The organism is Pseudochrobactrum sp. B5 (assembly GCF_001939785.1).
Taxonomy (GTDB): Bacteria; Pseudomonadota; Alphaproteobacteria; order Rhizobiales; family Rhizobiaceae; genus Pseudochrobactrum; species Pseudochrobactrum saccharolyticum.
In genome coordinates, this window is sequence record NZ_MOYL01000001.1 from 1,393,118 (window position 1) to 1,411,914 (window position 18,797).

General features: G+C 52.2%; 21 protein-coding genes. 10 read left to right on the plus strand and 11 right to left on the minus strand.

Annotated elements, in window-relative coordinates; translation table 11 throughout:
* Positions 1-37 precede the first annotated feature (37 nt).
* From BKD14_RS06220 to BKD14_RS06235, 4 genes are all read right to left on the minus strand, one after another.
* Positions 38-640 (minus strand): glutathione S-transferase family protein, encoded by a 603-nt coding sequence (locus BKD14_RS06220; protein ID WP_075654645.1) that lies wholly within the window; start codon positions 638-640, stop codon positions 38-40.
* Positions 641-661: 21 nt separating this feature from the next.
* Positions 662-1,510 carry a ribonuclease T gene (locus BKD14_RS06225; protein ID WP_245293563.1) on the minus strand — a complete coding sequence of 283 codons (849 nt, stop codon included), beginning with the start codon at positions 1,508-1,510 and terminating at the stop codon, positions 662-664.
* 7 nt (positions 1,511-1,517) lie between these two features.
* On the minus strand, positions 1,518-1,955 hold the full coding sequence (locus BKD14_RS06230) for a hypothetical protein (RefSeq protein WP_022712151.1): 438 nt from the start codon (positions 1,953-1,955) through the stop codon (positions 1,518-1,520).
* A 104-nt stretch (positions 1,956-2,059) separates the two neighbouring features.
* Complete coding sequence (locus BKD14_RS06235; protein WP_075654647.1) at positions 2,060-2,944, minus strand: 23S rRNA (adenine(2030)-N(6))-methyltransferase RlmJ; 885 nt, start codon at positions 2,942-2,944, stop codon at positions 2,060-2,062.
* 232 nt (positions 2,945-3,176) lie between these two features.
* Between BKD14_RS06235 and BKD14_RS06240 the strand changes: the two genes are divergently transcribed.
* The 3 genes from BKD14_RS06240 to BKD14_RS06250 all read left to right on the plus strand — a co-directional run bounded on the left by BKD14_RS06240 (position 3,177) and on the right by BKD14_RS06250 (position 6,783).
* Positions 3,177-4,061: a DMT family transporter gene (locus BKD14_RS06240; RefSeq protein WP_075654648.1), complete on the plus strand. Its 885-nt coding sequence runs from the start codon at positions 3,177-3,179 to the stop codon at positions 4,059-4,061.
* 102 nt (positions 4,062-4,163) lie between these two features.
* Positions 4,164-6,320 (plus strand): molybdopterin oxidoreductase family protein, encoded by a 2,157-nt coding sequence (locus tag BKD14_RS06245; RefSeq protein ID WP_075654649.1) that lies wholly within the window; start codon positions 4,164-4,166, stop codon positions 6,318-6,320.
* Between the two features lie 16 nt (positions 6,321-6,336).
* Positions 6,337-6,783 carry a GNAT family N-acetyltransferase gene (locus BKD14_RS06250; protein ID WP_083646829.1) on the plus strand — a complete coding sequence of 149 codons (447 nt, stop codon included), beginning with the start codon at positions 6,337-6,339 and terminating at the stop codon, positions 6,781-6,783.
* Positions 6,784-6,848: 65 nt separating this feature from the next.
* On the opposite strand, the gene BKD14_RS06255 is transcribed toward BKD14_RS06250, so the two are convergent.
* From BKD14_RS06255 to purM, 3 genes are all read right to left on the minus strand, one after another.
* Positions 6,849-7,361 carry a DUF992 domain-containing protein gene (locus BKD14_RS06255; protein ID WP_022712145.1) on the minus strand — a complete coding sequence of 171 codons (513 nt, stop codon included), beginning with the start codon at positions 7,359-7,361 and terminating at the stop codon, positions 6,849-6,851.
* A gap of 233 nt (positions 7,362-7,594) precedes the next feature.
* The gene (gene purN, locus BKD14_RS06260; RefSeq protein ID WP_075654651.1) at positions 7,595-8,236 is read right to left on the minus strand and encodes a phosphoribosylglycinamide formyltransferase; all 642 of its coding nucleotides are present in this window, start codon (positions 8,234-8,236) and stop codon (positions 7,595-7,597) included.
* Positions 8,233-9,333, minus strand: coding sequence for a phosphoribosylformylglycinamidine cyclo-ligase (purM, locus tag BKD14_RS06265; protein WP_075654652.1), 1,101 nt, complete (start codon positions 9,331-9,333; stop codon positions 8,233-8,235). The genes purN and purM overlap by 4 nt, the downstream gene beginning before the upstream one ends.
* A gap of 416 nt (positions 9,334-9,749) precedes the next feature.
* Here purM and BKD14_RS06270 point away from each other — a divergent pair, with 416 nt between their 5' ends.
* A complete protein-coding gene (locus tag BKD14_RS06270) occupies positions 9,750-10,973 on the plus strand; it encodes an AI-2E family transporter (protein ID WP_175576064.1) in 1,224 nt (407 codons plus the stop codon).
* Positions 10,974-11,220: 247 nt separating this feature from the next.
* Positions 11,221-11,949 (plus strand): DnaA regulatory inactivator HdaA, encoded by a 729-nt coding sequence (hdaA, locus tag BKD14_RS06275; RefSeq protein ID WP_075654653.1) that lies wholly within the window; start codon positions 11,221-11,223, stop codon positions 11,947-11,949.
* A gap of 5 nt (positions 11,950-11,954) precedes the next feature.
* On the opposite strand, the gene BKD14_RS19060 is transcribed toward hdaA, so the two are convergent.
* Positions 11,955-12,857: a hypothetical protein gene (locus tag BKD14_RS19060; RefSeq protein ID WP_139316330.1), complete on the minus strand. Its 903-nt coding sequence runs from the start codon at positions 12,855-12,857 to the stop codon at positions 11,955-11,957.
* Between the two features lie 414 nt (positions 12,858-13,271).
* On the opposite strand from BKD14_RS19060, the gene BKD14_RS06285 reads away from it, so the two are divergent.
* From BKD14_RS06285 to BKD14_RS06295, 3 genes are all read left to right on the plus strand, one after another.
* Positions 13,272-13,610: a hypothetical protein gene (locus BKD14_RS06285; RefSeq protein WP_306402290.1), complete on the plus strand. Its 339-nt coding sequence runs from the start codon at positions 13,272-13,274 to the stop codon at positions 13,608-13,610.
* A gap of 177 nt (positions 13,611-13,787) precedes the next feature.
* Entirely contained in the window at positions 13,788-14,243 is a 456-nt protein-coding gene (locus BKD14_RS06290) for a GNAT family N-acetyltransferase (RefSeq protein ID WP_075654654.1), read from the plus strand.
* A gap of 96 nt (positions 14,244-14,339) precedes the next feature.
* Positions 14,340-14,600, plus strand: coding sequence for a DUF2171 domain-containing protein (locus tag BKD14_RS06295; protein WP_075654655.1), 261 nt, complete (start codon positions 14,340-14,342; stop codon positions 14,598-14,600).
* 66 nt (positions 14,601-14,666) lie between these two features.
* On the opposite strand, the gene BKD14_RS06300 is transcribed toward BKD14_RS06295, so the two are convergent.
* Both BKD14_RS06300 and BKD14_RS06305 read right to left on the minus strand, forming a co-directional pair.
* Positions 14,667-15,281 carry an isoprenylcysteine carboxylmethyltransferase family protein gene (locus BKD14_RS06300; RefSeq protein ID WP_075654656.1) on the minus strand — a complete coding sequence of 205 codons (615 nt, stop codon included), beginning with the start codon at positions 15,279-15,281 and terminating at the stop codon, positions 14,667-14,669.
* Positions 15,282-15,429: 148 nt separating this feature from the next.
* Complete coding sequence (locus BKD14_RS06305; RefSeq protein ID WP_075654657.1) at positions 15,430-15,762, minus strand: YnfA family protein; 333 nt, start codon at positions 15,760-15,762, stop codon at positions 15,430-15,432.
* A 253-nt stretch (positions 15,763-16,015) separates the two neighbouring features.
* Between BKD14_RS06305 and BKD14_RS06310 the strand changes: the two genes are divergently transcribed.
* Entirely contained in the window at positions 16,016-16,582 is a 567-nt protein-coding gene (locus BKD14_RS06310; protein WP_245293564.1) for a hypothetical protein, read from the plus strand.
* A 60-nt stretch (positions 16,583-16,642) separates the two neighbouring features.
* Here BKD14_RS06310 and BKD14_RS06315 read toward each other — a convergent pair whose 3' ends face one another.
* On the minus strand, positions 16,643-17,701 hold the full coding sequence (locus BKD14_RS06315; protein ID WP_225688396.1) for a choloylglycine hydrolase family protein: 1,059 nt from the start codon (positions 17,699-17,701) through the stop codon (positions 16,643-16,645).
* A gap of 241 nt (positions 17,702-17,942) precedes the next feature.
* Here BKD14_RS06315 and BKD14_RS06320 point away from each other — a divergent pair, with 241 nt between their 5' ends.
* Positions 17,943-18,779, plus strand: a complete 837-nt coding sequence (locus BKD14_RS06320) for a hypothetical protein (protein WP_075654658.1) — start codon at positions 17,943-17,945, stop codon at positions 18,777-18,779.
* Positions 18,780-18,797 lie beyond the last annotated feature (18 nt).

An 18,797-nucleotide genomic window follows, 5' to 3' on the forward strand; every position in this document is an offset into this window, starting at 1 on the left:
CGGGAAGCAATTCCCGGCTTTTTTGTCGTTTATTATTTTATGCCGCTTTCGGCAATTGTGCCGCCAGTTCCGGATGCACTTCGGCAAAGCGCTTGACCCAGCGTTTCAGTTTCGGACGGCCGCGTTCCCAGCCATTGCCGAAGCGCAAATTGAGATAGCCGAGCGTTGCGGCAATAGCGATGTGCCCGCCATGGATTTTGGTGCCGATACGCGGCGCTGTTTCATTTAGCAGATCGAGCGTGCGTTCTGCCTTTTTCCAGTACCAGTCCAGCACCGGTTGATGCACGATTTCTTCAGGGCGCATACGGCGTTCATAGACATGCGCTACCAGCACATCGGCAAGACCATCTGCAATTGCTTCAAATTTTTCAGCATCCAGACGCTTCTCAGCATTGCGCGGAAACAGCTTGTTGCCGGAAATGCGGTTGAGATACTGGGTGATGACGCGGCTGTCGAAAACAGTTTTACCTTCCGGTGTAACCAGCGTCGGAATTTTGCCGAGCGGATTGGCGGCAATCAGTTCTGCCGGTTCTTCGCTGGTCACGACAATATGTTTTTCCAGTTCAATACCGGCATATTGCGCTGCAAGACGCACTTTGGCGCTGAAAGGTGAGGAAGGGGATGTGTAAAGTTTGTGCATGTTGGAACCTGAGATAAGAGATCAACGGTTAGGAAGCAGAGTAACGGAACGGCTGCGGCAGGAACTACGATCCACTTCGCCGCATGAACGGAATTTGAGGCCTTTATCCATACAGATACGCACCTCCTGAAGACGCCTGCGATTGCAGGTCACGGCAATTGCATCTCCGGTCAAACCCGGATTTGCGGCAATGAATGCCTTTTCAACAAGCTGCGGATCAACATTGCGCGGACTTGCGACATTGCGCAAGGCAGGCGGAACAGTCACAGCCTGATAGGCCTTGCCCAGCGTGGAGAAATAATCGCGCTGGCTGATCCCCGCGCAGGTGCCGTGTTTGCGCCATTCATGACGCATCAGACCGGCTGAGGGCATAATGTCAGACAGGGATGAGACGATATCCCGTGGCACCGTGTCATTGGCCTGCCGGTGATCGCAGCTTTCAGGAAAACCACGATCATATTGCGGCCACAGACCATGAACGATGAAACCGTAATTGCGGCCGGTGCCGCATTGTTGGCGGGCATTGGAGCGGTTGCCATTATCAGCGCAATAGCTTGGTGACCAGCTGAGCGACAGGACATAGAAGTCAAAATTCGCATTGCCGGATGCTGCTGGCGCATCCTGCGGTTTTGCCGGTATACGCTGCGGGATTTTATTCTCCGGCCTTAAAACCGGTCTGTCCTGATTGTTCAGAGGCTTTAGTTTGTGCAGATCATTGCCCATGCTCTGCATCAGCTTGTCACTGAGGGATTGTGCTGATGCTGGCATAGTAAAAGCGAGTGCGGAGGCAAGCAAAGCCGTGGCAACAGAAAAACAGCCCGTTTTGCTGGGTGCAAACGGGCTGTGTGCTTTCAATCGGATGCGTGACATATGCGGATCAGCGAAGCACGCGGCAGCGGCCGTCATAGACAAACCACTTGTCAAAACCGTCTACACAGGATTCGACATTGCGTCCCATGGATGCCAGTCCCTGACTTTCTTCTACCATATACCAGATATTGCGGTTCTCGCCATTGGAGAGCACGGCAGTGGCGCGGCAATAATGGCGCTCAATACCTGACGGATAGGTTTTCGGGTCATAACGTGTTGCGCTGACATTGCTGACGGCATTGATGCTGACAGCAGGCATTTCCGGTACACCGCGCACAAGGCGGTCGAACTGTGCGACTGCGCTGTTGATGACGCTTTGTTCGTGGCAGACAGGATCAGTCACGGCAGGGGCAGTTGCAATATAATCCGCAGCCTGTGCCTGAGAAAAAGATCCTGCTGACAGACCTGCAAGCAGCGCGAAAGCAAAAGCGGAGCGTAATGACATGAATCTGTCCTTATTGAAAACTGTTAACCGAAGTTTTTGCCATATTCCTGTGTCGGGTCAAGCCTCAACAACGCACAAGAGAGTGATCATTGGCAAATGAGCACTTATTTTTCTGTCCGCTCTTCGCCGTTGATCCATTCAATCTTATAGCTGCCCTGATTATTCTCTCCGAAAAGCGTTGCCAGCCATGGTGAGATTTTAGTCATTTCTTCCTGCAGCAGATAAGGCGGATTGATGACAATCATACCGGTGCCGTCAAAACGCGGCTCCTGCGACGGCGCACGCACAGCCAGTTCCAGCCGCAGAATTTTCGGTAGGCCGGTTTCTTTCAAATTAGCGATGAAGCGGTTGACCTCGCGGCGGTCTTTCACCGGATACCACAGGGCATAGGTGCCGGTGGCAAAGCGGCGGTGCGCTTTCACCAGTCCTTCAACGAGGCGGTCAAATTCTCCGGCAATTTCAAATGGCGGATCAACCAGCACCACACCGCGTTTCTCTTTGGGCGGCAGATGTGCACCCAGCGCCAGCCAGCCATTCAATTCGGTGACACGGGTCTGGTAATCGCCTTCAAATAAAGCGGCCAGTGTTTTGAAATCCTGCGGATGCAGTTCCAGTGCCGAAAGGCGATCCTGCGCGCGCATCAGCTTCCGGGTCAGTAATGGTGAACCCGGATAATAACGCAGGCTGCTGCCTTTGACGGTGCTGTTTTCCTGTTCAATGACATCGAGATAAGGCGCGATCAGTTCCAGCACTGCTGCGGGAATAGAACCTGCTGCTTTGGCGTCAAAAACCTGCTCGATACCGCTGCGCCATTCCAGTGTTTTACCGGCTTCCACACCACTTAAGTCATAGCGGCCGATGCCTGCATGAGTGTCAATCACGCGCAGGGCGGCTTCCTTGCGCTGCATATAAAGCAGCACACGGGTCAGAACGATATGTTTGAACACATCGGCAAAATTTCCGGCGTGATAGGCGTGACGATAATTCATATTCAGTATTTCCGGTGTTCGAAAGCGCAGTGCTGCAGGCGGGATTCAAAGCAGGACGCTTTGTCATGGTCAATGCCATATATCTGTTCAGACGGGATTATGCCATAACCAGCATACCGGATGTGCAGTCAATCTGATTCTGCCTTTTAGACCGGTTATGTAACAGTCCGGTGACGCTCAGCAGTTTCAGGAAAAGTGGTAACCGCCTTCGCGGGGAAAAGAAAACGGCGCTATGTCTGGTTTTGTCGTTCTGATCGTTCTTTTCGGCGCATTGCTGCATGCGAGCTGGAATGTCATCGTCAAATCCGGCACAGATAAATATCTCAATGCCGTTCTGGTCTGTGGTGCTGCCGGTCTGGTGGCGCTGGTACTGATCCCGTTTCTACCGCTGCCCTTAGCTCCAAGCTGGCCTTATATGATTATATCAACCATTTTTCAGGTTTGTTACCTGTTCATGGTTGCTGCCGCTTACAGCAACGGGGATATGAGTCTGGCCTATCCGCTGATGCGCGGAACGCCGCCTTTGCTGGTCGCTATGGCTGCGGGTCCGCTGATCGGTGAAGTGCTCGGTGCCGGACAATGGCTGGCAATCGGGTTTATTTCCTGCGGCGTTTTAACTATGGCTCTTGGCAGCCGCCGGAAAACGGCGGCAGGGGCTCTCGGCAGCCGCCAGAAAACGGCGGCAGGGCAAAACACGTCCCGCACCGTGATAATCGCGCTGGTCAATGCCTTATTCATTGCAGGATATACGTTGGTGGATGGTATCGGTGTGCGTGTATCCGGTAATGCGATATCCTATACGCTCTGGGCATTCCTGTTTAACGCAATCCCTGTGGTGAGCTGGGGGATATGGAAATATCGCGGACAGCTTGTCGGGCATATCAGGCAGCGCGGCCATCTGGCGATGATCGGCGGTGCAGGCACGCTCGGCTCTTATGGTCTGGCACTCTGGGCAATGACCATGGCGCCGGTTGCAATGGTTGCAGCCTTGCGTGAGACCTCAATCCTGTTCGGCATGATCCTTTCTCTCTTTTTGTTACGGGAGCATATCAGCCTGAAACGTCTTGCCGGAGCTTTGCTGATTGTCTGCGGCACAGTGCTGATGCGTTTGGTCTGACAGGACTGATATCCGATAAAAATAAAGCTGTGCTGATTTATCGTCTGTCGGAGCCGTTATATTTTTGTATGGTGCTAAAATAACTCCTTCAGGAATTCTTACATGACATTGCGCGTTGCACCCCAAATCGGCCATTCGGCCTGTCCGCATGATTGCCCTTCCACCTGCGCGCTCGATGTTGAAATTCTGGACAGCCATACAATCGGGCGCATTCGCGGTGCCAAGGATAACAGCTATACGGCTGGCGTTATCTGCGCCAAGGTCGCGCGTTATGCCGAGCGCGTTCATCATCCTGAACGCCTGCTGAAACCGCTGATCCGCAAGGGTGCCAAGGGAAGCGGGCAGTGGCAGGAGATCTCATGGGCTGACGCACTGGATCTGACCGCAGAGAAATTTCTCAAAGCCGAAGAGCAATATGGTTCCGAGAGTATCTGGCCGAATTATTACGCCGGAACTATGGGGTTGGTGCAGCGCGATTCTATCAACCGTCTGCGCTATGCCAAAAAATATTCCAATATGTTTTCCAGCTTCTGCACCAATCTGGCATGGACAGGCTATATGGCCGGTACCGGCGCTCTGCGCGGGCCTGATCCGCGTGAGATTGCCAAGTCCGATTGTGTGGTGATCTGGGGAACCAATGCCGCCGCCACGCAGGTCAATGTCATGACCCATGCGGCACGCGCCCGTAAAGAGCGCGGTGCGAAAATCGTGGCAATTGATGTTTATGAAACCGCAACCATCCGGCAGGCGGATATCGGCATTGTGCTGAAACCGGGTACTGACGGGGCCTTTGCCTGTGCGGTGATGCATGTGCTGTTTCGCGATGGTCTGGCGGATTGGGATTATCTCAACCGCTATACGGATGCGCCTCAAGCACTGGAGCAGCATCTGCAAAGCCGGACACCGCAATGGGCGGAAGCGATCACCGGTGTATCTGTTGAGGATATTGAGGCTTTTGCTCAGCTGGTGGGAACGACAAAACGCACTTATTTCCGTCTGGGTTATGGTTTTTCTCGCCAGCGTAATGGCGCGGTGAATATGCACGCTGCCTCCTGCATCGCGGCTGTAACCGGCGCATGGACGCTGGAGGGCGGCGGCGCTTTCCATTCCAATTCCGGTATTTTCGGCATGGATAAGTCGGAGATTGAAGGCTCCGCATTTGCCGATCCGTCGGTCAGATCGCTGGATCAGTCGAAAATCGGCCGTGTGCTGACCGGTGACGCAGAAGCGCTCTATGGCGGGCCTCCGGTGATGGCAATGCTGATCCAGAACACCAATCCGGCAAATGTTGCGCCGGAGCAGCGTCTGGTGCGGCAGGGCTTTATGCGGGAAGACCTGTTTACCGTGGTGCATGAGCACTTCATGACCGATACGGCGAAAATGGCTGATCTCGTACTGCCTGCCACGATGTTTCTGGAGCATGATGATATTTATCGCGGCGGCGGTCAGCAGCATGTTTTGCTCGGTGCCAAACTAATTGAAGCAGCGGGAGAGGCTCGCGAAAATATCTATGTTATCAATGAACTGGCCAATCGCTTAGGTGTTGGTCATCTGGATGGTTTCAATCTGCCTGCGCGTCAGCTGGTCGATAATCTGCTGGCTAAAAGCAATATGCCGGATTTTGAAACCATGCGTGAGCAACGCTGGCTTGATAAGCAGCCGGATTTTGAAAAGTCCCATTATCTCGATGGTTTCGCATGGCCGGACGGTAAATTCCGCTTCCGTGTGGACTGGCAGAAACAGACATCACCGGATCGCCCGCCGCAAGCTATGGGACTTCAGGGGCCTTTTGCGGACATGCCGGAATTTCCGGATTATTGGGCAAGCAATGAGCTGGCCGATCCGCAGCACCCGTTTAAGCTGACCACATCACCGGCACATAATTTCCTCAACTCGACTTTTGCGGAGACACCAACCTCTCTGGCAAAGGAAATCCGGCCGCAACTGCTGATCCGCGACGATGATGCGGCAGAGCTGGGGCTGGAAGACGGTGCACGGGTACAGATCGGTAATCAGCGCGGCGAACTGATACTACATGTCAAAATCCAGCAGGCCACTGATAAATTGAGCGGAGCCAAGAAACTGCGCCGTGGCGTTGTAGTTTCGGAAGGCCTGTTCCCGAATTCATCTTTTGAAGGCGGCGAGGGGATTAATATTCTGACCGGTGCCGATGCGGCCGCGCCGCATGGCGGGACGGCGTTCCACGATATTAAAGTCTGGATACGTCCTCTTATGGAGCAATCGGTGAAGGCTGCCTGACCGCCGGAGGAAATTTGTGCTTATCAGAACGCTTATTGAAAGCGATATACCCTGTTTGCAGAAGCTTTACCGTTATCTGGCAGCAGATAATGCAGAGATACCTCTCCCGGAGGCCATTACGCGCTGGGAGTTGTTGAAGTCCTATCCCAACAGCAATATTTTCGTTGTTTGTCTGGAGAATATTCCAGTTGCATCATGCACTTTGGTTGTTATTCCAAATCTGACGCGTAACGGTATGCCCTATGCGCTGATCGAGAATGTTGTGACGCATGAGGATCATCGCAAGCAGGGATATGGCAGTGCAGTTCTGCACAGAGCAATTGAAGCTGCATGGCAGGCCGGCTGCTATAAAGTCATGTTGATGACAGGTTCGAAACAATCGTCAACACTGAAGTTCTATCAGGATGCAGGCTTCGAGCAGAGTAAAACAGGCTTTCAGATCAGAAGACCTAAAACAGCCTGAGATTTCCAGAAACAAAAAAGCCCGCGCCGGTGACAGCGCGGGCTTTGTTCAAGGCAAAGCTAAGATTAGCCTTCGTATTTCAGGCGGAAGTTGGAAAGTGCAACAGCAGCATTCAGACCCTTCTGACCCTGAATGGAGATCGGCTGCAGAGAAATGTTTTTCCATGTGCCACCGGTCAGGACATTGGTGCCTGCTCCGATACCGATCGTTGCATTGGCCGATGCGCCGACATAGCTGCCGCGCAGTGCGCCTTCAGGGCGAACGGTTGGTGCCCAGACAGCCCATGCCAGCTGGCCGGCATTGTAGAAGCCGATATCCACGCCGATTTTGGTGATCTGGCCGCTATAGCGTTCGGCAGGTGCGCCGCGCTGTGCAGGCTGGAATACGCAATCCAGATCCTGACGGCTGCCAATGATAACACCGATTGACGGCTGGAAATCGCAGGTCAGAACACCGACTTCCGAACGTGGCTGAACAACGGCATTACGGGAGGAAACCATGTCGGCAGCAGATGCTGAAACAGCAAAAGTACCGGCGGCAAAAAAGGCCATAAGTGCAACAGAGTTACGGAGAGACATGATATCTTCCTCTTCTTATTTTTAGACGCATCCATGAAAGTGTAAAATGGCTTTCGGTAAAGATGCGTGTTGAAACTACAGTTAAAGCGGGTGAACGCTCAAAGTCTCTGCCTGAAAAGCAACCATAATGACGGGAATCATCTGATTGCTGAACATGCAGCACAAATGTGATATGTGGCTATTTAGGGTAATATCGTGGCACGTTAAGAGGAAATTAACAATTTGTTATTTCATCACGCGCTAATGAGTATCTGTGTTGCTGAATTGCCATGCTTTTCAGAACCGGAAGCCATAGCGAAATTACGCAGAGCCTGCGGATAGAGCTGATGCTCTGCGGTCAATACGCGTGCTGCCAGCGTTTCAGCCGTGTCACCCTCAGTAATGGCCACCGCTGCCTGCGCAACAATCGGGCCTTCATCCATACCTTCAGTCACCAGATGTACGGTGCATCCGGCAAGTTTCATACCGGCATCCAGCGCACGCTGATGTGTGTGCAGACCCGGAAACAGCGGCAGAAGGGAAGGGTGAATATTGAGGATACGTCCTTCATAAGGCGCAATGAACCGGCCGGATAGCAGGCGCATATAGCCTGCGAGGCAAACTATATCCGGAGCGATTGCAGCCAGTTGCGCAAGAATTGCATCTTCATGCGCTTCTTTGGAAGCAAAGTCTTTGCGGACAAAAACATGGGTCTTGATGCCTGCGGCCTGAGCTTTCGCCAGACCGCCTGCTTCTGCCTTGTCGGAGATGACGGCAACAACTTCTGCCGGATAATCCGGTGCCTGTGCCGCGCGGATCAGCGTCTCCATATTGGAGCCGCCGCCGGAGATGAAAATGACCACGCGTTTGCGCGATGCTGAAGGCGCGTGGCTCATAGGGAAAGTGTGCCCTGATAAACGACGCCCTGATCTTTTGCCTCACGCGCAATCATGCGGCCGAGTGTGACAACAGTTTCGCCTTCGGCTTTCAGTGCCTGAGCAACAGTTTCCGCTTTGTCAGCAGAGACAACAACAATCATGCCGATGCCGCAGTTGAAGGTGCGCAGCATTTCATGGGCTTCAACACCGCCGGTTTTGGCCAGCCATGAGAAAACAGCCGGAACCGGAATCGCAGACAGATCAATTTCAGCCGCCAGTGTTTCCGGCAGAACGCGCGGAATATTGTCAGGGAAGCCGCCGCCGGTAATATGCGCGAGTGCTTTGATCGCACCGGTCGAGCGGATAGCCGACAGCAGGGATTTCACATAAATGCGGGTCGGGATGAGCAGGGCTTCACCCAATGTCTTATCGGCAGCAAAAGGTGCTGCATCCTGCCAGCCAAGGCCGGACAGTTCAACAATGCGGCGAACCAGCGAGAAACCGTTGGAATGAACACCGGAAGAACCAAGGCCGAGAATAACATCACCGGCTTCCAGATCACCGGCAGGCAGCAGCTGACCGCGCTCTGCGGCGCCAACCGCGAAACCGGCGAGATCATAATCACCGTCGCGGTACATGCCAGGCATTTCAGCGGTTTCACCGCCGATCAGCGCACAACCGGATTGCAGACAGCCTTCGGCAATGCCTTTAACAATCGCTGCACCCTGTTCAGGATTGAGTTTGCCGGTGGCAAAATAATCGAGGAAGAACAGCGGCTCTGCGCCCTGTACCACGAGGTCGTTGACGCACATGGCAACCAGATCAATACCAACTGTGTCGTGACGATCTGCATCAATAGCGATTTTCAGCTTGGTACCGACACCGTCATTGGCCGCTACCAGAACCGGATCTTTAAAGCCTGCGGCTTTCAGATCAAACAATCCGCCGAAGCCGCCGATTTCCCCGTCAGCACCCGGACGGCGCGTGGAGCGCACCAAAGGCTTGATCTTGTCGACCATGCTGTTGCCCGCATCAATATCCACACCGGCATCGGCATAGGTCAGGCCATTTTTCGCGTCAGCGGCTGCAGGGGATGGGGTTTTCGACTGTGGCATTGGTAGCTCCCGATACACAGCGCAGCCGTAAGGCCGATGGAAGAACGGCAGGGCAGGCTGCGGTTAATGCTTCAAGCAGGCGCAATGACACGAGATTGCTTTATCCGCAAGCATCTTTCGTCATTTTTAACTGATAAACACCATGTTATGAGATGAGCAGAGCATATGTCGCAGTCAATTTACTCTGTCGCTGCAATGAAAGCAGGCGTGATAGGTCGCTAGAGCGGTTTACGTTTAGATTGGATCATAGTGCTCGCTCTGGATTCTTTATTTGGTCGCATTATCACAGCCGTCAAGTTGATCCAGCTTGACATAATCAAGAAGTCAAGTTGATCCAACTTAACTGTGAAATGCTCTATCTTGACCGGAGGCTGAAATGCGACATATTCAGACTTTTTAAGCAATGGCGGTTTTATATGAGCAAATCGGATACCACACCACCTAAATCGCCATCCCCCCGTGCATCGCGGGCAAAGTCGGAGGCGCTGGTAAAAACCACGCCGCAACAGGTTATCATTCCCGCGACTGAGAATGAAGTGCGTCTGGATGTGCAGGTCAGTGCACTCGGTGCAACCGTGCGTAAACAGGCTTTTTTCTGGCTGTTTGCAACGGTTGTTTTTGTTCTTTTCTTGACCGTGTTCAGTTCCATTTTGCTGCCCTTTGTAGCCGGACTTGCTCTGGCTTACTTTCTTGACCCTGTGGCCGACCGGCTTGAGCGTTTCGGGATGTCGCGTCTGGTAGCAACCGTGGTTATCCTGATTACCTTCGTCTTTGTGTTGGTGCTGGGGCTTATCATCATCGTGCCGGTGCTGGTTACACAGCTGGCCGAGTTCATTTCGAAATTTCCGGGTTACTTTACGCAGCTTCAGTCGCTGATTGCCCATCAGGATTCTGAATGGCTGCAGAAATATCTCGGCATTAACAGCACGGTCATCAAAGATAATCTGAGCGGATTTCTCAAGCAGGGAGCCGGCTTTCTGACCACTTTGCTGCAATCGCTGTGGAATTCCGGCAAGTCGCTGATTGATATTGCCGGTCTGTTTGTGGTGACACCGGTGGTTGCGTTCTACATGCTTCTCGACTGGGACCGCATGGTCAATACGATTGATTCATGGGTGCCGCGCGATCATGTGAAAACTGTGCGCCAGATCGCCCGTGAGATGAATGATGCGATTGCCGGTTTTATCCGCGGTCAGGGCACGCTGTGTCTCATTCTCGGAACATTTTACGCTGTCGGCCTGACGCTTACCGGTTTGAATTTCGGCTTGCTGATCGGCCTTTTCGCCGGTCTTATCAGCTTCATTCCCTATATCGGCTCGATTGTCGGTCTGGTGCTGGCAATCGGTGTGGCGCTGGTGCAGTTCTGGCCGGATTGGGTGATGGTTGTTATCGTCGCCTGTGTGTTCTTTGCAGGCCAGTTTATTGAAGGCAATATTCTGCAGCCGAAACTGGTGGGCAAATCTGTTGGCTTGCATCCGGTATGGCTGATGTTTGCACTTTTTGCCTTCGGTTCGTTCCTTGGCTTCACGGGGATGCTGATTGCTGTGCCTGCTGCGGCGGCAGTCGGGGTGCTGGTACGCTTTGCTATCGGGCGGTATCTGGAATCGCCGATGTATAAAAGCAGCAACGGAGAAAACTGAGCCCGAAGTTTTCAACAGCTTTGTCCACAGGCTTGTGGGTCACGGGGATAAGCTCAGACAACCGGCGCATTCGTGCCGGTTGTGCTTTTCTAAAGGGGGGAAAGCAGTTACTGCATCATTCTGACCTGTATTTTGAAGATTTGACAGGTTCTGTGATGGAACAGCTTGAACCCCGCCCCGAAATCATGTGATGAATTTGTATGATTTGTAAGCAGGCCGGAATTCGGGCTAATAATTTTGGGTAATTATGTCTGCTGAGCACCGACAAATGCCGCTCATACTTCAGCATGAGCCAGGCTTTACGCGCGATGATCTGGTTGTCACCGGATCGAACCGTGCGGCTGTCGATCTGATTGATCGCTGGCCGGACTGGCCGTCGCCTGTCGCGCTGCTTGTCGGACCAGCCGGAGCCGGTAAGACGCATCTGGCCGCCATCTGGCGCAGCCAGAATGATGCGGCAATCCTCAATCCTCATGATATTGATGCACAGTCACTGGAAATCGCTGCGCAGCGACCGGTGCTGATTGATGATATCGGCGCAGAAGCTTTTGATGAAACCGGTCTGTTCCATCTGATTAACACCATTCGGCAAACCGCAGGCAGCTGCGAAAACGGTCAGTCGCAGGCATCATTGCTGATGACGTCGCAATTACAGCCGTCGCAATGGAATGTGTCGCTGCCTGATCTGGTCTCCCGTCTTAAAGCGGTGACAATTGTCGATATTTCCGAGCCGGATGATTATCTGCTGAGCACAGTGATTTACAAGCTGTTCGCCGATCGTCAGGTCAGTGTTGATCCGGCGGTTATCAGTTATATTGTCAGCCGTGTTGAGCGCTCGCTCGACAGTGTGATTGTGCTGGTTGATCTGCTCGATCATATGGCTCTGCAGCAAAAAAGCCGGATTACCAAAGCGTTGGCAATACAGGCTTTGCAGGCAATGGCAGATGCATTGCCTGACACTTCATCTCAAAACTGATTTTTTTATTTGCCGACCGGCTGTTGCGGATAAACCGGCGCAACCAGTCTGCTATTCTGTGTTTTCGCTGTGGTGCCACTATTGTTTGGTGCTGCGGCAGAGCGGATTGACCCTGTGGTCATACCGGAATGTTGAGACGCTTGCGGTGCGGAGACTGCACGGAATGAGCGTGCCTGCGCTTGTTGATTTTTGATAATCAGCTGATCTTCCTGCACCCAGCCAATAATATTGGTGGATGGTACAACCACGCGGTGCCAGCGTCCGACTTTGGCATAGGAGCGCATTTCGCGGCCTTTTTCGACGCGGCCGACAGTCTTGGCCTTGTCCCATGCTTTTTCGTGAATGGTCAGATCCTGTCTGGCAATAATTGCTTTCGGCACTTTGAATGCACCGCTGGCATGACGGCTATTGTCATCCGGTGCGGATTTTCCGACCGGCGGTAAAGCGGGCATGGTGTACTGCGGTGCAGGTTTTGGCGGTACGATCTGAGCTGCCGCCGGTTTGCTATCCGGACGTGGCGCAAGAGCGGCAACCTGTTTCGGAGGTGACTTCTGCTCACTGGCAACGCTCTGGCCGATATTCAACGGCGGCCTGCGTATCGGAGACGGCGGTGTCACATTGGGTTCAGTATTTCTGGCGGTCTCCGTATTCCTGCTTTGCGTCTGCACCGTTCTGCGTTCTGAACTGGCTGTAGCAGTCGAACCGGAACGGGATGCGGAACTATTGGTCGCTGTGCGGAACAGGCCTGATACGCTGGCAGACGGGCTGCGGCTTTGCGATGTCGCCCAGAGTGCTGCAGCACCAATCACCACAATTGCACCAACGGTCAGAACAGCTGTCGTGGACTGACCCGAGCTTTTGCCGCGCGTCGGGCGCTTTTTGCGGGAAGTGGTTTTTCTCGGAGCCATATGTCTGCGCCTTTATATCGGTCAGCATTCAGATGCACTGAACCAAGCTGAGTATTTCGAATCTGCCTGTATTCAAGCTACCGCGCGAATCTTCGTATTTGGTTACTATGCTCACCTTTTGTTCTCTGTGTCCGGCGTAAAATAACTTATTTTCGGCACAATATCGGCCAGAAACAGTCCCGAAGCAGGCGCAGCATTTTTGCGCGGCCGCTTCTGACCGCGCCGGATTAACCAGCCATCTGCAGCTGACCATTACACACGGCCTGTGTGCAGAGGAAAATATGGAGCGTATGAAACAAAATGAAAAAGCTTGTTTTGACATTGAGTGTTCTCGGCACCGTTCTGGGATTGTCAGCAGCGCCGGTCTTTGCGGGACAGACCGCAGCCGCTGCCTCGAAAACTGACATGACAAAAATGCAGCATGGCACGGATAAGGCTGCCGGCGGGCCGGGCATGATGATGGATGCGGCAGGCGGAAAAATTCTGACCACTGCAGAAGGGCACACGCTGTATACGTTCGACAAGGATAGCGGCGGCATGTCCAATTGCGATGCCTCATGTCTGAAAATCTGGCCGGCCTATCATGCCTCCGCCAAAACCAAAGCGGTTGCGCCATGGTCCAAGGTGAAGGCTTCAGACGGTAAGGACATGTGGGCTTATAACGGCAAGCCGGTTTATACCTATATTAAAGACAAGAAAGCCGGTGATATGGAAGGCGATGGTGTCGGTGGCAACTGGCACGTTATCAAATAAAATTTGTGTTTCCGCTCTGATATAGGTCTTGCTCATCAGATTGAAATATTTGATGGGCAGGACGCTCTAATACTTTAAAATTAGAGCATAATTTCACCTTAAACTGATCCAAGTTTAAGGAATTATGCTCTATCTTCCCTGCGTAACAGGAATGGAAAATTGTATTGAGGGAGTGAAATGGCACATATTTTCCGGCGGGCCGAAGAGCGGGATCTCATTGAAATTGTGGCCATGCTTGCCGATGATGTTTTGGGGGCAGCGCGTGAGGATCAGTCCGTACCGCTGAACAAAGCCTATCTGGATGCCTTTGCCGCAATCGGGCGGGACGAGAACCAGTTCTTGCTGGTTGTCGAAGCTGACGGGCGGGTTGCCGGTTGTCTTCAACTCAGTTTTATTCCGGGTCTTTCAAGACTTGCGATGTGGCGCGGGCAGATTGAAAGCGTGCGGATTGCCCGTGATTATCGCGGGCAGGGCTTGGGCAGGCAGATGCTGGAATGGGCAATCGGTCAATGCAGGGAAAAGGGCTGTGGTCTGGTGCAATTGCATACGGATATCTCGCGCAAAGATGCGATCCGTTTTTATGAGCAGCTTGGTTTTAAAGCCAGTCACGCCGGAATGAAGCTGGCGCTCTAAAATATTTGCAATCATTTGCATCGAATATGCTGCTGCTGCGTTATTGTCAGACCGGAGTATTTTCTCTGAACCGCTTTGAAACAGGAGATACAATCAATGGTAGATACTGCAAAAATCAAAGAGCATTTTGAAGTGATCGGTGCAGACGGTGTTCACGTTGGCATCGTCGATCATGTGGAAGGTGATCGTATCAAACTCACGAAAAACGATACCGGTGCCGGTGCACATCATAAGCACCATCATTATATTTCACTGGGGCTGGTTGCAGATATTGAGGGCAATAAGGTTCGTCTTTCAGCCAATGCTGATGTTGCGATTACATTTGAGGAAGAGAAAGACGGTAAAGCCGCTATGTGAAGCTGCTCCGGTTCTCCGATAATCAAACCCGCCATTTCCTGAATGGCGGGTTTTGTTTTGCAATGTTTAATAAGTGTAGAAAAGGATGGGAATAAACCCTGCGGTCTGTAAATGCTCGACCGTTTCGAAAAACGGGAATGCAACAAAGAACACCAGCCCGTCAAAGAACGTATTATAGAGCGTTTTCGGACGGATGGTCAGGGTTTCCACATCTCTGTAACCGGAGAAACGCGGGAAAAAGCGCGGCACTTCAAGCTTATAATCGCGATAGGGCTGGCCGAAAGTGTTTTCGAGATAGCCTTCCTCGGCAAGAATAACGAACAGGAATGTGATGTAGCAGGCGATTGCCAGCAGGAGCGCGACACCGAGACTGCCGGTGAGGCAGCCGATACCGAATGCACCGATTGTGCTGAAAACATAAAGCGGATTGCGGCTCAGGGAATAGGGGCCGGTGCGAATGATCTGCGCGCCTTTGTGTCCGCCGATATATAATGTGCACCACATGCGGCCGAGAATGGCCACCATGATAAAACCGAGGCCGAAGGCTTCAATATATTCATGAGTACCGCGCGGCCATGCAGAGCGTACGAAAAGCAAAGCAAGGAACAGGAGAACTATAATAACCGCTACGGCAAGGCGTCGGCGTGCCTGATAGCGGCTCATTTCTTTCATGGATTGCATTGGGCAGGACCTGTGTCTGTGGATTTACTATCATGGAAACAGAGTCATTATCGCAGAGAGGATCGTCTGTTATGACGATCACATATCTGTTCTTCAGAAAGCGGATTATTTTATGTCCGTATTTATTCCTTGCCCGAATGTAGACGATTTAACCGCGTGGCCCAAACAGGATGATGCCTGCACCGGCGAGTGCCAGCATACCGCCGGTAATGTCCCATCTGTCCGGCGAGAAATCCTCTGCCAGCCGCAGCCATAATAATGAGGCGATAATATAAATACCGCCATAGGCCGCATAGGCACGGCCTGCAGCCTCAGCGTCAATAAATGTGAGCAGCACAGCAAACAGGATCAGGGATGCAATGCCCGGCAGCAAAAGCCATACGGGTTTATCCAGTTTCAGCCATGCCCAGAAAGCAAAGCATCCTGCAATTTCAGCAACCGCAGCCAAAGCATAAATAAGAATCTGTGAGACGGGGTTCATAGCTGGCGGTGCTCCTGATATCTGCATGTAATCTCATAAAGCATAATAATCTTACCGGTTTAAGAAATCGCACAATCATTTCAAAACGGAACAGAGAGTGATGAGATTGTTCATTTCCTGTTCAATTTCTGTGTTCTAGAACCTGCACTGCGAGCGTATATTGGTGAGACTGCTTCGGTGGCCGGAAACTGTATCTGCTCTGTTTTTTAAAGGCTTCACCATGAGCATCAGCTCATACAGGAAGGAAATTCAAATGAGCACAATGTCGATTGCGACAAATCTGTCCCGCGCCGTGTTGTTTCTGGCAGTCGTTGCCGGTGCTTACACAGTTGATACCGGAACAGCATCAGCTCAGGAAGTACGGCAATGTGCCTCTGAAGGGGGCGTGTGCCGCATTCCTTATCCGACAGAAGTAATTTACGGCAGCGGAAGACGGGCAACATCGCGCTTTATTAATCAGCCGCAGGTGCGTTGCTCGAACTCCGTCTTCGGCGACCCTGCATATGGCAGAGCCAAAACCTGCTCTTATGTTGTTCGTTATGACGGACGTGACCGCGGCGGTTACGGACGCGATCGTGACGGATATGGCCGTGATCGTGACGGGCGTGGCGGCTATGGACGGGATCGTGATAATGACCGTGAATGGCAGCGTTGCGCACGCGAAGGCCAGTATTGTGATTTCTCCGGCCGCAAGCGTGTACGTTACGGCACACAGGATCGCTTTGTTGAGCGTGTATTCCGTGGCGGCGTAAATTGTGACAACCGCACATTCGGTGATCCGGATCGCGGCGTGGCGAAAAGCTGCTATGTCCTCGATTGAGATTGATGCATAGTGAACCCGATAAAAAAAACGGAGCTTTTCAGCTCCGGTTTTTTGTTTTTACTTGGCGAATTCAACAGAAGGTGGTGTGATCTTCGGGCTGAGAGGTGCTTTTTTCAGCTCTTTTGCATCCAGATCAAAGCTTTTGATATCGATGCCGCGCAGAACCTGATCATCATACATTTTTACATAGTATTTTTGATTTTTCAGATCGGCAATCGTTGACCACTGGGTGTATTCCAGCGGAATTTTCAGCTCTTTTGCGGTCTGAATCCAGCCTTTCGGAATATCGAAATTGTTGAGAATGTGCTCGGTCAGACGCACAGCATCATCCCCGCTTGGCTGTTTTTCAACAGTTTGCACATAGGCCGCGGCGCGCACAAAACGTGATGGCGGGGTCGAGTCACCCGGAATGCCAAGCAAGCCTGATCCCTGACCCAGCGGTGAGAATGTCGTGCCGGCGATTTTGAGATCCGGTGCATTGAGCGGCGACATTTTCAGGAAGTTTCTGAGATTGGTCATATGCCAGTCAAAAGACGGCGAATTGGTCATAACACCGACAGGATTGTCGTAAATCTTGAGCTTGCCATCAACCGGTTCAATCACAATCGAAGCGCCGCTGGCATCATGAATTGTATAATGCAGCGGTGGCGCAAACCCCATTTGTGGCTGAACGACATTAATGACGCTCATATCCTGAATGGCGGTTTTGACTTCTTCAACCGTTGCGAAATTGGTCAGAACCCAGCTCAGAACATCCCATGGTGCCAGAGATTTTTCTTTGTCGGTCTTGGAGCCGTCGGCATAGCCTGCAAATTCAGGGAAATACAGAACGCCGCCGGCAAGACCTTTTTCATTCATACCGTCAACAAGAGTGGTCTCGCCAAGGGCATTCATGCCGATGGCAGCATATTTACCCTTCCAGCTCATACCGGCTTTGCCGTCGGCACCGGTTGTGTGCAGCGTATAGGCGCGCGGAATAACCAGAGCATTGGACTGCAGCTCAATTCCGAATTCCATAGTGCGGGCATAAATGCCGCTGCCGTCGGTTGTCGGCAACAGAAAGCTGGTGCAGGCAGCTGCCGCATAGGGCGCTGAAACAGCGGCAATAACAGTCAGGGCGGTGGCGGATTTGACAAATTTGTTCTTAAGGAAGTACGGGAAACTCGGTTTCAAAAGGATGCTCCTTCCAGAGAAATGGACAAAAACTTTTATCACGCTTTGTGTGAATCAGATATGAAGAAATCTATTGAAAAATTGGTTTAATCTTGATCTTATTCTGGTGATTTCTCAAAGTGTAAATATAGACAGTGCAGTTATATCGTTTTGCAGACATTGCTTATTGAGGGGCGATAAAAATATGAAGTGTTTATCAGGAATCAGTACTGCACATATTATCTTTGCCGCATGTATAAGTGCTGCAAGCATCGCCAGCGGGCAGGCTTTGGGTGCCGATATTCTGGCGCCGCAGCTCGTTGCCAAATTTGATGAGCGACGCTGGAAAGTGATTGTCAGTCCTTATATCTGGGCGGCTTCTCTGGATGGTCATGCCAATATTATGGGTCGCCGTACCAATATTGATGTGCCTTTCTCGGATATTTTCGAAAATCTTGATTTCAGCGCCATGGGCAATGTGGAAGTCACAAACGGCCTCTATGGGGTGTATTTTGACGGACAATATACCAAAACCAGTCAGGATGAATCATTCCATGACCAGACTTTGGGAGCGGATGTTACGATGACAACGCTCTCCGCCGGTGCGTTTTTCCGCGCGGTTGAAGTGCCGCTGGAAGGCGAAACTGTTTTCGGTACGCAGCGGGTGTTTGCGATTGAGCCGACTGCCGGTCTGCGCTGGACGCAGCTTAAAGTCGATTTCATGCTGGATCGCTGGTCTGAGCGTCGTAAACTGGAATGGACAGATCCGTTCGTCGGAGCGCGTATTCAGGCGGATCTGACGGATCGCTGGCATTTATTTGCTGAGGCGGATGTTGGTGGTTTCGGTGCCGGTGCAGATTTGAGTGCGCAGGGGCAGGCCTATCTCGGCTATCGCACGCATATCTTTAATCAACCGGCATTGCTGCGCTTCGGCTACAGGGCGCTGTATCAGGATTATGATGGCGGCGATGTGCTCGACCACAGGTTCAAGTGGAATGTTACCGAACACGGGCCTGTTGCCGGTGTCTCGCTGGTTTTCTGAGTGTAATGCCATTGGCCG

Coding starts and splice junctions, on each gene's coding strand:
- BKD14_RS06220 (WP_075654645.1), bottom strand. CDS start 640: ATGCACAAACTTTACACATCCCCTTCCTCACCTTTCAGCGCCAAAGTG.
- BKD14_RS06225 (WP_245293563.1), bottom strand. CDS start 1,510: ATGTCACGCATCCGATTGAAAGCACACAGCCCGTTTGCACCCAGCAAA.
- BKD14_RS06230 (WP_022712151.1), bottom strand. CDS start 1,955: ATGTCATTACGCTCCGCTTTTGCTTTCGCGCTGCTTGCAGGTCTGTCA.
- BKD14_RS06235 (WP_075654647.1), bottom strand. CDS start 2,944: ATGAATTATCGTCACGCCTATCACGCCGGAAATTTTGCCGATGTGTTC.
- BKD14_RS06240 (WP_075654648.1), top strand. CDS start 3,177: ATGTCTGGTTTTGTCGTTCTGATCGTTCTTTTCGGCGCATTGCTGCAT.
- BKD14_RS06245 (WP_075654649.1), top strand. CDS start 4,164: ATGACATTGCGCGTTGCACCCCAAATCGGCCATTCGGCCTGTCCGCAT.
- BKD14_RS06255 (WP_022712145.1), bottom strand. CDS start 7,361: ATGTCTCTCCGTAACTCTGTTGCACTTATGGCCTTTTTTGCCGCCGGT.
- purN (WP_075654651.1), bottom strand. CDS start 8,236: ATGAGCCACGCGCCTTCAGCATCGCGCAAACGCGTGGTCATTTTCATC.
- purM (WP_075654652.1), bottom strand. CDS start 9,333: ATGCCACAGTCGAAAACCCCATCCCCTGCAGCCGCTGACGCGAAAAAT.
- BKD14_RS06270 (WP_175576064.1), top strand. CDS start 9,750: ATGAGCAAATCGGATACCACACCACCTAAATCGCCATCCCCCCGTGCA.
- hdaA (WP_075654653.1), top strand. CDS start 11,221: ATGTCTGCTGAGCACCGACAAATGCCGCTCATACTTCAGCATGAGCCA.
- BKD14_RS19060 (WP_139316330.1), bottom strand. CDS start 12,857: ATGGCTCCGAGAAAAACCACTTCCCGCAAAAAGCGCCCGACGCGCGGC.
- BKD14_RS06285 (WP_306402290.1), top strand. CDS start 13,272: ATGCAGCATGGCACGGATAAGGCTGCCGGCGGGCCGGGCATGATGATG.
- BKD14_RS06290 (WP_075654654.1), top strand. CDS start 13,788: ATGGCACATATTTTCCGGCGGGCCGAAGAGCGGGATCTCATTGAAATT.
- BKD14_RS06295 (WP_075654655.1), top strand. CDS start 14,340: ATGGTAGATACTGCAAAAATCAAAGAGCATTTTGAAGTGATCGGTGCA.
- BKD14_RS06300 (WP_075654656.1), bottom strand. CDS start 15,281: ATGCAATCCATGAAAGAAATGAGCCGCTATCAGGCACGCCGACGCCTT.
- BKD14_RS06305 (WP_075654657.1), bottom strand. CDS start 15,762: ATGAACCCCGTCTCACAGATTCTTATTTATGCTTTGGCTGCGGTTGCT.
- BKD14_RS06310 (WP_245293564.1), top strand. CDS start 16,016: ATGAGCACAATGTCGATTGCGACAAATCTGTCCCGCGCCGTGTTGTTT.
- BKD14_RS06320 (WP_075654658.1), top strand. CDS start 17,943: ATGAAGTGTTTATCAGGAATCAGTACTGCACATATTATCTTTGCCGCA.